This is a genomic window from Lacrimispora struthionigena (assembly GCF_048627165.1).
Taxonomy (GTDB): Bacteria; Bacillota; Clostridia; order Lachnospirales; family Lachnospiraceae; genus Lacrimispora.
In genome coordinates this window covers 214,228-228,882 of sequence record NZ_JBMBWP010000002.1, presented here as the reverse complement: position 1 = coordinate 228,882, position 14,655 = coordinate 214,228, and the positions used below count along the sequence as shown (strand labels likewise).

Below are 14,655 nucleotides of genomic sequence, written 5' to 3'. Positions count from 1 at the left end.
AAAGAATGGCGATTGTAACAATAGATGGAACCAAGAAACAATATCCAATTGGAACGACTTATCAGGATATAGCAAAGGAATATCAAACCCAGTATGAAAATGAGATTTTGCTGGTTGGGATCAACGGTAAATTAAGAGAGCTTCATAAGACCGTTCAGTTTGACTGTACACTCCAATTTTATACCGGAAAAGATCAGCCGGGAATTCAGACTTATCACCGTAGTGCAATTTTCCTCATGATGAAAGCATTTTATGATGTTGCTGGCTCCGAGAACATTGAAAAAGTGACAGTTGATTTTTCCCTGGGAAAGGGCTATTACATTCAGCCCCATGGAACTATAGAACTGACGGAAGAACTGTTAAACCGGGTACTGGTACGCATGAGGGAATACGTGGATCAGAAGATTCCCATTATGAAGCGAAGCGTTAATACAGATGATGCCATTGAATTGTTTCATAAGCACCGTATGTATGACAAAGAACGGCTTTTCCGCTACCGCAGAGTATCCCGCGTGAATTTATACAGCATCGGAGGATTTGAAGATTATTTTTACGGCTATATGGTACAGAATACAGGATATATTAAATATTTTGATATTATTCCTTATGATGAAGGATTTATGCTCATGCTCCCTCAAAAGGAAAATCCACAGGAAGTACCTGTTTTTGAGGCAGAAAAAAAACAGAAGCTTTTCACCGTGTTAAAGGAAAGTGTTAAATGGGGAGAACGTTTAAATGTTTCCCATGTCGGAGCATTAAATGAAGTCATAGCTGCAGGTGATATCAATGAGCTTCTCCTGATTCAGGAAGCGCTTCAGGAGAAAAAGATAGCTGAAATTGCAGCACGGATTGGTTCTGACAGAAGCAAAAAATTTGTTATGATAGCAGGTCCGTCTTCCTCTGGAAAAACTACATTTTCTCACAGATTATCAATACAGTTAAAAGCCCAGGGGATGATTCCTCACCCCATAGCAGTGGATGATTATTTTGTAAACAGGGTTAACAGTCCGAAAAATCCTGACGGAAGCTATAATTATGAAGTGCTGGAATGTCTGGACATCGATCAGTTTAATAAGGATATGACGGCTCTATTAGCTGGCGAAACGGTAGAGATGCCAAGATACCAGTTTAAAACAGGGGAACGGGAATATCGGGGAGATTACTTAAAGCTGGGCAAAGACGATATTCTGGTAATCGAAGGGATTCACTGTCTGAATGATAAGTTATCCTATTCACTTCCAAAAGAAAGTAAATTCCGTGTTTATGTCAGTGCTCTGACCCAGTTAAATATTGATGAGCACAACCGGATACCAACCACTGACTGCCGCCTGATCAGGCGCATGGTGCGGGATGCCAGAACAAGAGGTGCATCAGCCCAGGATACCATACGCATGTGGCCCACTGTGAGAGAGGGCGAGGAAGCCTTTATTTTCCCATTCCAGGAATCCGCAGATATGATGTTTAATTCTGCAACAGTATATGAATTATCCGTTTTAAAGCAGTATGCAGAACCGCTTCTGTTTGGAATACCAAGAGAATCCCCTGAATACATGGAAGCGAAACGGCTTTTAAAGTTCCTGGATTATTTTCTGGGAGTAAATAGTGAAGATATTCCGCGTAATTCCATTGTACGGGAATTTATTGGAGGAAGCTGTTTTAAGGTGTAAGTGAAATATCTAAAAAGGCAGCTTTACAAATGACTGGAACTATGATAAACTTATATGGTTTTGAGTAAGACAAATGGTCGCAGCTGCAAAGCCGAAAGGCTGCAGGTGAGGAAAGTCCGGGCTTCACAGGGCAGAATGCCAGATAACGTCTGGCGGAGGTGACTCCAGGGAAAGTGCAACAGAAATAAACCGCCGCATCTGCGGTAAGGGTGGAAAGGTGGTGTAAGAGACCACCGCTCTCCTGGTAACAGGAGGGGTCCATGTAAACCCCATTCGAAGCAAGACCGAACAGGAAGCATAAGGCGGCCCGTCTGCTTCCGGGTAGGTCGCTTGAGCCTGCTGGCGACGGCAGGCCTAGATAGATGGCCATTCAATGACATAACCCGGCTTATCGTCTTACTCAAAGCATTTAATATTTAGACAATTAAATAGAGGGTAACGCTTTATCACATGTTCAGTGATTTTGGCGTTACCCTCTTTTCTGTTATCTGCTATATTTTTCTTCACAATACATGCAACGGTATGTTTCCTTTTCGGCATCTGAGAGATAAAAAACATGGGGAAGCCCCTGCTCGATGGAAGTGATGCAACGTGGATTTTTGCACTGTATAATATTGGTGATCTTTTTTGGAAGGCTGAGAGCCTTCTTTTCTACAATTTCGTTATCCCGGATAATGTTTACTGTGATGTTGTGATCAATATATCCCAGGATCTCCAGGTTAATATGATCCATACCGCCTTCTATTTTTATAATATCTTTCTTTCCCATTTTATTGCTTTTTGCATTTTTAATAATAGCTACCTGGCAGTCTAACTTGTCCAGTCCAAGATTATAGTAGATTTCCAGACTCTTTCCTGCCTCAATATGGTCTAATACGATACCTTCTTTTAATCCGCCGATATTTAACATGGTTTATTTACCTCCAGTAATGTCATGATAAGAGCCATACGTACATAAACACCATACTGTGCCTGCTTAAAGTAGGCAGCCCGTTTATCATCATCAACTTCTACAGAGATCTCGTTGACTCTGGGAAGGGGGTGAAGAACATACATATCTTCCTTTGCCAGCTTCATTTTCTTCTTATCCAGAATGTAGCAGTCCTTTAAACGGATGTAGTCTTCTTCGTTGAAGAAACGTTCTTTCTGTACACGTGTCATATACAGGATATCAAGATCCGGCATGGCATCGTCAAGACTGTCCATTTCAATAAATTCAATGTTGTTGGCCCTTAGGACATCTTCCCGGATGTATTCAGGTACCCTCAGTTCAGGGGGGGAAATTAAGATGAATTTGATGTTTTCGTATCTTACAAGAGCATTGATAAGAGAATGAACAGTACGGCCAAATTTTAAATCACCGCAAAGACCAATAGTTAAATCGTTCAGACGGCCTTTTAAGGAACGAATAGAGAGTAGATCGGTAAGTGTCTGTGTTGGATGCTGGTGTCCGCCGTCTCCTGCGTTAATGACTGGAATACCGGAGTAGTTTGCAGCAACTAATGGTGCGCCTTCCTTGGGGTGTCTCATTGCACAGATATCTGCGTAACAGGAGATGACCCGAATGGTATCAGCGACGCTTTCTCCTTTAGAAGCAGAACTTGAATCGGCAGAGGAAAAGCCAAGTACGCTGCCTCCTAAATTAAGCATGGCAGCCTCGAAACTCAAACGGGTTCTTGTACTTGGCTCATAAAAAAGTGTCGCTAGTTTTTTTCCATTGCATACATGAGAATATTCCGGAAGATTATCTTCAATATCTTTTGCCAGATCAAGCAGCTGTCCGGTTTCTTCCAGACTGAAATCTAACGGGTTAAGTAAATGTCTCATAAGAATCTCCTTTATCCACTGAGTTATGGTTTAAAATTCTATCCCATTATAAAGCATAGTTTAAAATATTTCCACTCTTTTTTTAAATATTTTTTACGGGATTTAAAAAGACTTCTGGACGTGTAAGGAATATGTAAGGAAGATTAAGAAAATAAAGAATATCGGATTTGCCAATCCTGTTGTATAATGTGATTGCGTGAATATTTCAAGGAGGAAGCTGCAGTGGTGGAAAACAAAACACCCATGATTCAGGTTAAGGATCTTTATAAGGTGTATAAGGTGGGAGATACCAAAGTCTATGCACTGAACGGAGTAGACTTTACGATATATAAAGGCGAATTTTGTGCCATAGTGGGCCCGTCCGGCTCGGGAAAATCCACACTTTTAAACATGATGGCGGGGTTGGAAAAACCGTCAAAAGGGGAGATTGTCATTGCAGACAATCACATCGAAAAACTATCGGAGAATCAGCTGGTTGCATTTAGAAGAAAGCATGTGGGTTTTATTTTCCAGTCCTATAATTTGATTAAGACATTGAATGCAGTAGAAAATGTTGCACTTCCCCTGTCATTTCGTGGTGTACCAAGAAAGATCCGGAATGAAAAAGCAAAAAAATACATAAAACTGGTAGGTTTGGAAAAACAGATGAACCATATGGCCAATGAGATGTCAGGCGGCCAGCAGCAGCGGGTGGGAATTGCCAGAGCACTTGCTGTTGATCCCAAAATTATTTTTGCCGATGAACCAACCGGAAATCTGGATTCCAAAACCACAAAAGAGGTTCTTTCATTGATGCAGAAGATTGTAAAAGAGCAGAACCAGACTCTTGTCATGGTAACCCACGACAATTATATTGCCAGGTTTGCAGACAGACAGTTCCACATAGTAGATGGAAAGATATTTAAAATTGAAGAACAGCACCACGAGGATACTAAGGGGGATATAGAAGATGTACAGAGTTAAGAAAAAGATTGTAGGGCTGCTGGCTCTAATTATGGCGGTTACTGCCATTCCGGCATCAGCGTTTGCACAATATGATTTAAGTAAAAACACATATATTGATGTGAAAAAAACTCCATCTGGAAAGACTGGGGAGAATATTACCATTAATATGGTTTTTACAAATAATACAGATCATGATTTAGATAACGTAGCAGTGAGATTTGACAGAGATATAGCAGAACAGGAATATTCAGCGACAGAAGATGCGGATGAAACTACAACATACTCAGGATCCATATTTCCTTTTGAAATATCTTCAAACACATTTGATAATAAAAAACTTGGAAATATAAAGAGCGGTAGCTCTAAAACATTTAGTTTAACTGCAAGAGTCCGTAGAGATATAGCTGAGGGGTATTATCTAGTGCCTTTAGAAGTTGTTACAGATGCGAAAACAAAAGATGATGGTGCTTCTGGAAAACCTGAAAAGGTGAATATCTGGATTACAAAATCATCCGCAACAACCTCTTCCGGAGCCAATGAAGGAACCATCAGTTTCGAACTTGGTGAGGGTCAGAACACTCCTTTCGGAACTTACCCGGAAGTGATGAATTATAGCATGAATGTCCGCAATTCTTCTAATTTAACTGCCTTTGACGTCAATGTCCGAATGGGAGTAAACCAGGACAGCACAAAGTTCCCTTTTGATATTAACGATGGAAATTATACCAAACATTTCGACCGGATCGGAGGCGGGGAGACGATTTCCATTCCTTACAGCATGATGATCCGAAAGGATGTGTACAGCGGTTATTATCCCATTACATTTAACATCGAATACCGGGACAGCAGCGATGGAGATATTCAGAAATCCGAAGAGACGTTTTTTGTAAAGGTACAAAACAAAGAGAAGGAAGAAGCAACCAAAGAGTTTAATATCAATGACAGAACCAAAGCCAGGATCGTTGTTGATGGATTTGAAACCATTCCGGAGAAGGTTTTTGCCGGAGAGGAATTTGAACTTATCCTGCACATGAAGAATGCATCAGAAAGCGTTCCTGCAAGCAATATATTATTTAATCTGGAGTCTGAGAAGGTAACGGATAGTGCTGTGTTTACAACGGATGAAGGCAGTTCCTCCGTTGTTGTGAATTCCCTTGGTGCGGGTCAGACCACAGATGTCAAGGTGAAGCTTCGTGCCGGTGCATGGGTGGATCAAAGAACCTATGGACTGACAATTAATGAGAAATTCGACAGCCCGGAATTTAAAAATGCGGAAGAAAAAATATCTGTGAATATCCCGGTAAAACAGGTGGCCCGTTTAAATACAGGTACCATCGACATCATGCCGGAATCAATTGCAGCAGGTTCAGAAACCAATATTATGTTCCCGGTTAATAATACAGGAAAGGTTCTTCTCTATAATGTCATGGTGGCATTTGTGGGAGATTCCATACAGCAGTCCAGTACCTACATAGGAAATATTAAGCCTGGTGAAACAGGTAATGTGGATGCCATGATTACCGGAACCACACCAACCGCAGATGACGGAAAAATAAAGATTTTAATTACCTATGAGGATGAAAACGGAGTCGTTTCTGATCCCATAGAAAAAGAAGTTACATTGATGGTAACGGAGCCGGAAGAAACAGGAGCAGATAACGGGAATATGGGCGAGGAGCCTGTAGATGTCCAGCCTACAGGGTTTGCAAAGTATGGTAAGATCCTGATCCCTTCTGTTGTTGTCCTGCTTGCGGCAGGCGCAGGTGCAGCCTTTTTTATCTGGAAAAAAAGAAAGCAGAAGAAGCTGGCTGCCATAGAGGATATTAACGATGAAATTTAGTGATTTGCTCTCCATGAGTGTGAACAATTTAAGACGGAGAAAGATGAGAACATTTTTAACTGTTCTTGGAGTTTTAATTGGTACCGCTTCCATTGTTGTTATGGTATCTCTGGGAATCGGTTTTAATGAACTTACCATGGAACAGTATGCTTCTTATGGAAGTCTGACTGAGATCACTGTGTATTCCAATCAATCCTACGGGGGAGAAGGGAAAAAAGAACCTAATTATATGACAGATAGTGTGGTTGCCCAGTTTGCCGGTCTGGATCATGTTAAGTCGGCCTCTCCGCTTTTGCAGACAGACACAATCATGAGCCAGGGTGCATATCAGGGCAATATCACCGTAATTGGAGTAACCCCTGAATACATGGATAATATATCACTAAAACAGGGGCATCTTCCCGATAAGGGGACGAAAGAACTTCAGATGGTGGTTGGAAATATGGTGCCCAGGCAATTTAGTAATCCCAAAAGCAGAAATCAGGATTATTTCGATGACCCAACCAAGATTCCAGATATTGATTTTATGAACAGACCTGTATTTGTGGTATTTGACACCGATGCCTATTATCAGTCTCAGAACGGTGGGACAGGAGAAGATGGAAAAACTCCTGTCAAGCCGCCTAAAAAATATCTGCTGAAGACAGCAGGGCTGGTAGCAGGAGGTGTAGAGGACTGGAGCAATTACAGCTACAATGTCTATGTTGATTTGGATGCACTCAAGTCCCAGTTAAAACAGATCTATAAGAAAAAACCAATTCCCAACCAGCCTACCAATAAAAAAGGGAAGCCTTTTAACTACTTTATCTATGAGCAGGCAGTGGTAGAGGTGGACGATATGGCGAATGTAACCGCGGTACAGAAGGCGATTACAGATATGGGATATCAGGCAAACAGCAATATGGAATGGCTGGAGCAATCCCAGAAGCAGGCAAAGATGGTTCAGGCTTTGCTTGGAGGAATCGGAACAGTATCCTTATTTGTCGCAGCCATCGGAATAGCCAACACGATGATGATGTCCATCTATGAAAGAACCAAGGAGATCGGAATTTTAAAGGTACTGGGGCTTGATATGAATCATATCAGAGATATGTTTCTTATTGAATCCGGATTTATTGGCTTCCTTGGCGGTATTACGGGTATTACCTTCAGCTACGGGGTTTCTTTTCTTATAAACCGGTTTCTGGCAGGACGTTTTATGCCTGATATGCCAGGAGATTTATCCAGAATACCTTTGTGGCTGTCTTTGGCTGCTGTAGGATTTTCTGTTTTTGTAGGTATGGCCGCCGGATTTTTCCCTTCCCTGAGAGCCATGAAACTCAGTCCTCTGGCTGCCATTCGCAACGAATAAAAACGGGAATAATTAAAAAAGACCTTGCAATTTTTTCGATAATCATATATTATGTTAGACATGGTACGTGCAACTGGCGGATAAGTGGAGAAAACCACGGGGAGCACGTTACGTTTTGAAGCCGACCGCCTGGGCACCGCTATGGGATGCCCAGGCGGTTTTTTGCGTCTTTATAGAAAATGGAGGACTGAAAGTCATGAATTTGGTTTCTTTGAAGGATGAATTAACAAACAATTCCTATCCTGGAAGGGGGATAATTATTGGCAAAACCCCAGATGGAAGGAAGGCAGTAACTGCTTATTTTATCATGGGAAGAAGTGTGAACAGCCGTAACCGCGTATTTGTGGAAGATGGGGATGGAATCCGTACCCAGGCTTACGATCCTTCAAAATTATCAGATCCCAGTCTGATTATTTACGCTCCGGTGCGTGTGCTGGGCAACAAAACCATTGTAACAAACGGAGACCAGACGGATACCATCTATCAGGGCATGGATATTCAGCTCACATTTGAACAGGCTCTTCGCAGCAGGGAATTTGAGCCGGACAGCCCCAATTATACACCCCGTATCTCCGGCATTATGCATGTGGAAGATGGAAGATTTAACTATGCCATGTCTATATTAAAGAGTAATAACGGGGATCCGTCCTCCTGCAACCGCTTTACCTTCGCCTATGAGAATCCTGTACCTGGAGAAGGTCATTTTATCCATACTTACATGCATGACGGCAATCCCCTGCCAAGCTTTGAAGGGGAACCAAAACTGGTGGAAGTCTTAGCCGATCCGGATGAATTTACTTCCCTGATCTGGGAAAGCCTGAATGAAGAGAACAAGGTATCGCTGTTTGTACGTTATATTGATCTTGAAACAGGTGCCTTTGAGACCCGTATAATAAATAAGAATGAATAGCAGGAGTACAAAAGATGAATGAATTAGAGCTGAAATATGGGTGTAATCCCAATCAAAAACCATCTAAAATCTATATGGCAGACGGATCGGATCTTCCAATAACTGTTTTGAGCGGAAAACCTGGTTATATTAATTTTCTGGACGCATTAAACGGCTGGCAGCTGGTAAAAGAATTAAAGGAGGCCACCGGATTACCTGCGGCAGCTTCCTTCAAACACGTTTCTCCAGCTGGAGTAGCAGTTGGACTTCCCTTAAGTCCGGTTTTGAAAAAGATATACTGGGTTGAAGATATGGGAGAACTTTCCCCTCTTGCCTGCGCTTATGCCAGAGCCAGAGGCGCAGACCGTATGTCTTCCTTTGGTGATTATATTTCCTTATCGGATATTTGTGATGAAGATACAGCGAAAATCATTAAGAGAGAGGTTTCGGATGGTGTGATTGCACCTGGCTATACCCCGGAAGCTTTGAACATATTAAAGTCTAAGAAAAATGGTAATTACAATGTGATTTCAATTGATCCGGAATATAATCCAGAGCCCATTGAGAAAAAACAGGTTTATGGAGTTACGTTTGAACAGGGAAGAAATGAAATTAAAATTGGCCGAGAAGTGCTGGAAAACAGAGTAACTGAGAACAAGGAGATTCCTGAAGCTGCTGCAATTGATTTAATCATTTCTTTGATTACCTTAAAATATACCCAGTCTAATTCCGTCTGCTATACAAAGAATGGACAGGCGATTGGAATCGGAGCCGGACAGCAATCCCGTGTTCATTGTACCAGACTGGCAGGAAGCAAGGCGGACAACTGGTATTTAAGACAGGCACAAAAGGTGCTGGAACTTCCATTCCTTGATGACATCCGTAGGGCGGACAGGGATAATGCCATTGATGTATATATCGGTGAAGATGATATGGATGTTTTGGCAGATGGAAGATGGGAGCAGGTATTTAAGGAGAAGCCTCCTGTATTTTCAAGAGAAGAAAAAAGGCAGTGGCTTGATCAGCTTTCAGATGTATCTCTTGGTTCTGATGCGTTTTTCCCATTTGGAGATAACATCGACCGGGCATATAAAAGCGGAGTGAAATACGTTGTTCAGCCAGGAGGTTCTGTCAGAGACGATCAGGTGATTGAGACTTGTAACAAATATGGTATGGTAATGGCATTTAATGGAATCCGCCTGTTCCACCATTAATAATATGAGATGTAAAGGATCGGACTGTTGTCCGGTCCTTTTTTAATGGAGTTACTTTACATAAAAATATTATGTAAAGTAACGGAGAGAATTTTGTAAATAAATAAGTACCAGCTAATATTTTTTGTAAAAGCACTATAAAGATAAGGGCGGCATAAAATAGGAGTAAGTAAGTTTAAGGTGGCTTTCTTTGAAAACTTTTCCCAAACCTTTAACTGCGCGAGAGGAACGAGAGTGTCTGGAACGATACCAGGAAGGGGATCAGGAGGCGAGAGCCACACTCATCGAGCGTAATATGCGTCTTGTAGCCCATGTGGCAAAAAAGTATCAGAATACAGACTATGATATGGAAGATCTCCTGTCAGTAGGGACTATCGGTTTAATCAAGGCTGTTAATACCTTTCATCCAGACAGAGGATCAAGGCTGGCCACTTATGCGGCGAAATGTGTGGAGAATGATATACTATCATAACGGCTTTTGCAGCCCATTATGCCGGTCTCTGTATTGAGCAGGAGAAATCCCCATGTTTTTCCTGAAAACCTTTGAGAAATAATTGCTGCCCGAGTATCCGCATTCCGTCGCTATGGCTTCAAGACCCATTGAGGTATTTAGAAGAAGGGATAATGCATGTTCCAGGCGCAGACTGGTTAAATACTTTATGGGAGAGAGACCTGTCTGCAAATGAAACTGCCTTGTTAAATGGGGAAGGCTCACGTCAAGCTCCCGGCACATCTGAGAGAGCCCCATCTGATATTTATAGTTTTTCTGCATCCACTTTGTTGCATCTTCCACACAGGCATTTTTAACTGATTTTATGGGGGTTTCCAGTTCTCTCATAAGCAGGATCAGGAATTGGTATAAAAAGATTCCGCTGTCATAGCGTCCGTATTTTTTTCCTGATTTCACTGCCTGGAATTCCTCTAAAAACAGTAAGATGGCCTGACTTGTATTGGGGATGGAGAAGGTTTTTCCTGTCAGTGCCTGTATCCGCTGAAAAAAATATTGTCCCATTTCGCCGTCAAAATGGATATAAAAGTATTTCCATGAATTATTTTCAGCCAGATAGTATCTGCTTCTATCTGGGAATGTGATAAAAAAAGCATCTCCAGGAGAAAGAATGGTTCTCTGCCCCTCTGATTCAAATATTCCCATACCATCTAATGTGTACTGAAGCAGATAACCAGAATAACTGCCCCGATTATTATTTTGAAAATCATAGGTTTCATTTTTTCTCTGCTCCAACCCAAAATCCAGGAGAAACAGTGGTGCATTCCATTGTCTGTCAAGGTCCAGAAAACCAAATGTCTGACAAGCTTGGTTGATCAAAAAATTACCCTCCCTGTATCGTGTTCTTACTCTTGTAATAGACTGTTCAGTTGTTATAATGATATCAGATTTATCAATAAATTACCAGGAAAGGATATGAGATGAGCAGATATTTATCATCAGGAAAACCCCCTATGGGGTGGAACAGCTATGACTATTATGATACAGCAGTAACAGAACAGGAGGTTCGGGCCAATGCGGAATATATGGCGCGGAATTTAAAAGAATATGGCTGGGAATATATTGTGGTTGATATTCAGTGGTATGCTCATAATGCCGGAACCAGGCGGCAGGAGTGCCAGTATATTCCCTTCGGTCAGGTTGAAATAGACGAATATTCCAGACTTTGGCCGTGTCCGGATCGCTTTCCATCTTCTATATATGGTCATGGTTTTAAACCGCTGGCTGATTATATCCATGGGCTGGGTCTAAAATTTGGGATTCACATCATGAGAGGGGTTCCACGTATCGCAGCCCATAATAAGATGAAGATATGGGGGACAGATCGTACAGCCGATTGGATATCAAATCCTTATTCCATCTGCTCATGGAATCCGGATATGTATGGGGTGAACCCTGAGGCAGAGGGATCTCAGGCGTATTATGATTCTATTTTTCAGCTGTATGCCCAGTGGGGGGTGGATTTTATTAAATGTGATGATATCTGCCGCATGGATGCAGCGTCTGCAAAAGAAGAGATCCGTATGCTTCATGAGGCAATGAATAAAAGCGGAAGGCAGATGGTACTTAGCCTTTCACCGGGACCCGCCCGGCTGAAAGAGGCATGGCATTATGAGGCTTACGCTAATATGTGGCGGATTACCGATGACTTTTGGGACGACTGGACTTTGTTAAAGCAGATGTTTGAACGGTGTGAGCATTGGCAGAATCATGTGGGGCAGGGGAATTATCCGGACTGTGATATGCTTCCTGTGGGTATGTTGGGGAAAGGCTTTGGAGAGGAACGTCTGACCCGTTTTACCAAAGATGAACAGATTACAATGATGTCACTCTGGTGCATATTCCGGTCCCCTTTGATGATTGGTGCGGAGCTTACCCGGTTGGATGAATGGACAAAAACTCTGCTTACAAACCCGGATGTATTAGAACTCCTTAGTGATGATTGCAAAGCAATTCAGCTTGCCCGGGATGGGAAGCATTGTATCTGGTACAGCAGTAACCAAAAGAGCGGTTCTCATTATCTGGCCGTGTTCAATTTATTAGAAGAAGAAAGAATTATTGTTATTTCAGCCGGTTTGCTGGAAAAAGAAAACTGGAATGGTATTTGTTTCACAGAACTCTGGACAGGTGAAACGTTTACCAATACATCAAAAGATCTGGTATTAAAGGTGCCAGGACATGGGGCAAGGATCAGTCGTTATGAGCAAACCTGATTTTAAAAGACATGGGAGTGTGAATATTCCCATGTCTTTTTCATATATTTAAAAAAATAGGACAGGGAGGGATGAGGAACGAAACTGATCGCTGTTGGCAGCCGGCTGATGAAGGATGACGGGATTGGAATTTTAGTCGCAGAAGAACTTGAAAAACGGTTCCTTCGCAGGGAACTTGAAATAATCTATGGAGAAACGGATAGTGAGGCGTGCTTTTATTCTCTGAACCCCGATGATTTTATACTGATTTTAGATGCCATGTCATCTGGGAACCGGCCAGGATCTGTTAAAATTTTTTCATTAGAGGAGATTATGGAGCAGGTATCCAATCCCACTATGCAGCATGATATGAGTTTTCTTGACATGATAAGACTGTACCGTTTTCCAGTTAGAGGATACTTAATTGGAATTGAGGCTGCCATAATTGCACCAGGCTGTGAGTTAAGTACTGTGTTAAAAAGGCAGTTTCCCCATATTTGCAGAAAGACAGAAGATATGATAAGAGAAATCTTGTCAAAAGAAGGAAAAAAAAGATAATTATATCGGGCTACTTTTATAAATGCTTTGGAAAATGGGCTTAAAAACCAGGCTTGCACATATATTCTAACAGATTAGCTAAGGAGGTTACATTATGGATTTGGATTTACTCATGACGTATCTTGGCAGCAGTTTAAAAAGATTAAATGCTGATGTGGAAAAGCTGCGCTCCAATCTATACAACAGCAATGATGTGCTGGATCATTTAAGCAGTGAATTAATTATGCTTGAGAATCATGTTTATTATTTCGGGCAATTGAGCCAGATGCAGGAGAACGGGCATGGGCTGGCTGCCAGTCAGATGAATGGCCAGACAGGCGGCGGTGTGGGGAACCCGACCGGAGGAATTACTGGTCCGACCGGAGGAATTACTGGTCCGACTGGAGGAATTACTGGCCCGACCGGAGGAGTAACTGGTCCGACCGGAGAAGTAACTGGCCCGACCGGAGGTCCAACGGGGGGTTCCACAGGGGGGGCAACGGGCGGCTCAACCGGCGCGCCACAGCCAGAGCCTCTGACCTATTTTACTCTGGAACAACTGGCACAATATGATGGGAAAAATGGTGCCCCGGCTTATGTTGCAGTGAATGGTGTGGTTTATAATGTTAGCAATAACCGGTTATGGGCAGGAGGCAATCATTTCTGGGGGCTTTCAGCAGGCAGAGATTTAAGTGCAGAGTTTGCTTCCTGTCACCCTGGCGCAATGGTACTGAGTGTATTGCCTGTTGTAGGATATATGGTTCAGGAATAGGGGGAGCGATTACCGTTGGAGAAAAAGCGTGCATTTTGTCCGTTTCAAGAAATGAAATGGAAGGAAACCAGACAGCTGGTAACCAGAGCAATGGAAGAAATCGGAAGTCAGAAACGAACCAAACCCAATCTGGTCTGGCTGGAATTAAACGGGTGTACAGGAAATACCATTTCCATGCTGGATGGTCAGGATCCGGATTTCCAGTACCTTATGACGCAGATGACCAACTTTATCTACAGTAACAGCCTGATCGCGTCCGAAGGGAATGAGGCGATGGATCAGCTGTTTGATATTATTGGGGATGAATACATATTAGCAGTGGAAGGTGCTGTTTCCAGAAGGGACAACGGACTCTATCATATCATCGGACGTCATGAGGGAAGACAGATAACAGGTCTTGAAGCAGCAAAACGGCTGGGAGAACGTGCTACCCACGTAATATCAGTTGGTGACTGCGCCTCCTACGGTGGAGTATCGGCGGCAAGACCCAATCCGTCAGACTGTACCGGGATTTCAGATGTTGTCAACCGGAAAGTAATCAAGCTTACCGGATGTCCCTGTCATCCGGACTGGCTCATGGGAACCGTGGCTTATTTAATTCTGTATGGGGAACCTCCCCTGGACGAAGTGGACCGGCCGCTGATGTTTTATGGTATAACGATTCATGACCGTTGTCCAAGAAGATCCTATTATGATTCTGGAATATTTGCAACAAAGCTGGGAGAAGAAACCTGTATGTACATGCTGGGATGCCGGGGGCCTGTGACACAGACAGACTGCCCGATCCGCAAATGGAATGGGCACGTAAACTGGCCGATTGGTGATGATACGCCCTGCATTGGCTGCGCCCAGTTTGGATTTCCAGATGCCATGGAACCATTCATCACTTATGATACCATGAGGAAGGAGTAAT

General features: G+C 42.7%; 13 protein-coding genes, 1 other RNA gene, 1 pseudogene and 1 riboswitch. Of the genes and pseudogenes, 12 read left to right on the top strand and 3 right to left on the bottom strand.

Going from position 1 to position 14,655, the window contains the following annotated elements; translation table 11 throughout:
- The first annotated feature begins 5 nt into the window (after positions 1-5).
- On the top strand, positions 6-1,667 hold the full coding sequence (locus ACOAOT_RS09960; protein WP_420216849.1) for a nucleoside kinase: 1,662 nt from the start codon (positions 6-8) through the stop codon (positions 1,665-1,667).
- 61 nt (positions 1,668-1,728) lie between these two features.
- Positions 1,729-2,074: RNase P RNA component class A (gene rnpB, locus ACOAOT_RS09955), an RNA gene on the top strand.
- Between the two features lie 77 nt (positions 2,075-2,151).
- On the opposite strand, the gene ACOAOT_RS09950 is transcribed toward rnpB, so the two are convergent.
- Together ACOAOT_RS09950 and pyrB are read right to left on the bottom strand one after the other, a co-directional pair.
- Positions 2,152-2,577: an aspartate carbamoyltransferase regulatory subunit gene (locus tag ACOAOT_RS09950; RefSeq protein WP_420216848.1), complete on the bottom strand. Its 426-nt coding sequence runs from the start codon at positions 2,575-2,577 to the stop codon at positions 2,152-2,154.
- The gene (pyrB, locus tag ACOAOT_RS09945) at positions 2,571-3,494 is read right to left on the bottom strand and encodes an aspartate carbamoyltransferase (RefSeq protein ID WP_104437572.1); all 924 of its coding nucleotides are present in this window, start codon (positions 3,492-3,494) and stop codon (positions 2,571-2,573) included. The genes ACOAOT_RS09950 and pyrB overlap by 7 nt, the downstream gene beginning before the upstream one ends.
- A gap of 243 nt (positions 3,495-3,737) precedes the next feature.
- Here pyrB and ACOAOT_RS09940 point away from each other — a divergent pair, with 243 nt between their 5' ends.
- The 6 genes and pseudogenes from ACOAOT_RS09940 to ACOAOT_RS09915 all read left to right on the top strand — a co-directional run.
- Positions 3,738-4,457, top strand: coding sequence for an ABC transporter ATP-binding protein (locus ACOAOT_RS09940; protein WP_420219409.1), 720 nt, complete (start codon positions 3,738-3,740; stop codon positions 4,455-4,457).
- Entirely contained in the window at positions 4,444-6,279 is a 1,836-nt protein-coding gene (locus ACOAOT_RS09935; RefSeq protein ID WP_420216847.1) for a COG1361 S-layer family protein, read from the top strand. The genes ACOAOT_RS09940 and ACOAOT_RS09935 overlap by 14 nt, the downstream gene beginning before the upstream one ends.
- Complete coding sequence (locus tag ACOAOT_RS09930) at positions 6,269-7,630, top strand: ABC transporter permease (RefSeq protein WP_420216846.1); 1,362 nt, start codon at positions 6,269-6,271, stop codon at positions 7,628-7,630. The genes ACOAOT_RS09935 and ACOAOT_RS09930 overlap by 11 nt, the downstream gene beginning before the upstream one ends.
- 59 nt (positions 7,631-7,689) lie before the next feature.
- Positions 7,690-7,772, top strand: a riboswitch (ZMP/ZTP riboswitch).
- Between the two features lie 54 nt (positions 7,773-7,826).
- Complete coding sequence (locus ACOAOT_RS09925; RefSeq protein ID WP_420216845.1) at positions 7,827-8,540, top strand: IMP cyclohydrolase; 714 nt, start codon at positions 7,827-7,829, stop codon at positions 8,538-8,540.
- A gap of 14 nt (positions 8,541-8,554) precedes the next feature.
- Entirely contained in the window at positions 8,555-9,733 is a 1,179-nt protein-coding gene (locus ACOAOT_RS09920; protein WP_420216844.1) for a phosphoribosylaminoimidazolecarboxamide formyltransferase, read from the top strand.
- Between the two features lie 190 nt (positions 9,734-9,923).
- Positions 9,924-10,199: pseudogene (locus ACOAOT_RS09915) on the top strand (sigma-70 family RNA polymerase sigma factor); the annotation flags it as partial.
- On the opposite strand, the gene ACOAOT_RS09910 reads toward ACOAOT_RS09915, so the two are convergent.
- Positions 10,200-11,060, bottom strand: a complete 861-nt coding sequence (locus tag ACOAOT_RS09910; RefSeq protein WP_420216843.1) for a helix-turn-helix domain-containing protein — start codon at positions 11,058-11,060, stop codon at positions 10,200-10,202.
- Positions 11,061-11,161: 101 nt separating this feature from the next.
- On the opposite strand from ACOAOT_RS09910, the gene ACOAOT_RS09905 reads away from it, so the two are divergent.
- The 4 genes from ACOAOT_RS09905 to ACOAOT_RS09890 all read left to right on the top strand — a co-directional run bounded on the left by ACOAOT_RS09905 (position 11,162) and on the right by ACOAOT_RS09890 (position 14,654).
- A complete protein-coding gene (locus ACOAOT_RS09905) occupies positions 11,162-12,454 on the top strand; it encodes an alpha-galactosidase (protein WP_420216842.1) in 1,293 nt (430 codons plus the stop codon).
- An 84-nt stretch (positions 12,455-12,538) separates the two neighbouring features.
- The gene (locus ACOAOT_RS09900) at positions 12,539-12,991 is read left to right on the top strand and encodes a hydrogenase maturation protease (RefSeq protein WP_420219408.1); all 453 of its coding nucleotides are present in this window, start codon (positions 12,539-12,541) and stop codon (positions 12,989-12,991) included.
- Positions 12,992-13,085: 94 nt separating this feature from the next.
- On the top strand, positions 13,086-13,742 hold the full coding sequence (locus ACOAOT_RS09895; RefSeq protein WP_420216841.1) for a cytochrome b5 domain-containing protein: 657 nt from the start codon (positions 13,086-13,088) through the stop codon (positions 13,740-13,742).
- A 15-nt stretch (positions 13,743-13,757) separates the two neighbouring features.
- Positions 13,758-14,654: a hydrogenase small subunit gene (locus tag ACOAOT_RS09890; protein WP_420216840.1), complete on the top strand. Its 897-nt coding sequence runs from the start codon at positions 13,758-13,760 to the stop codon at positions 14,652-14,654.
- Position 14,655: the final 1 nt, after the last annotated feature.